The organism is Pseudoalteromonas sp. S1727 (genome assembly GCF_005886375.1).
GTDB classification, from domain to species: Bacteria; Pseudomonadota; Gammaproteobacteria; order Enterobacterales; family Alteromonadaceae; genus Pseudoalteromonas; species Pseudoalteromonas haloplanktis.
Genome location: NZ_PNDT01000101.1, coordinates 1 through 585, shown reverse-complemented (window position 1 = coordinate 585; position 585 = coordinate 1). Strand labels below are relative to the sequence as shown.

The following is a 585-nucleotide window of genomic DNA, read 5'->3' as shown; positions in this document are numbered from 1 at the left end:
GCGCACTATAAAATTGTTAGGCATTTCAGGAAGAATTGATGCACTCTGAACTAGTGAGAAATATCCCCGGCAACTCAAATTGGGAAGGATCTTTTTATGAGCGACTTACTGAATACGGTGAGTGGGACTCAAAATCTTTTTGGGTACTTCATTTAGATTTGCTAAATATTGCAAAACAGCAGGTTACTAATCAGCCTGTTGAAAGAGAATTGGCTTACATGCTCCTTTTGCTTCAACAAAAAGTTCTTACCTTAATTTCTGCTCATTTTGCTAAAAATGATGTGTTCAAAATAGTTAATATTAATACTGAACAACTGTATGAGTACCAAGAACGATTCAAAATGGCAATATTGGGAGCTATATCTGGTGAGGTGTTACCAGAAAGTTCATTTGACTTGGCTAACCCTTTAGTAAAAAATGCCTAACAAGCTGTTAAACAAGGACAAAAAACAGTTGGTTTTTGCTCCTTCGTCGCTTATTTTAACCAACTATTTTATTGCCTGTTAACAGGGCGTTGAGGCTGTAGAATTACTCTTTTTAGGAACTTGCTCTCTCAACCTTAATTGTTTGTTTTTTAACCTTGAA

The 585-nt window shown here is 35.7% G+C and carries 1 protein-coding gene; it reads left to right on the top strand.

Annotated features, from left to right (window positions below; genetic code table 11):
- Positions 1–38 precede the first annotated feature (38 nt).
- Complete coding sequence (locus CWB85_RS18390; protein ID WP_138555652.1) at positions 39–425, top strand: Imm41 family immunity protein; 387 nt, start codon at positions 39–41, stop codon at positions 423–425.
- Positions 426–585 lie beyond the last annotated feature (160 nt).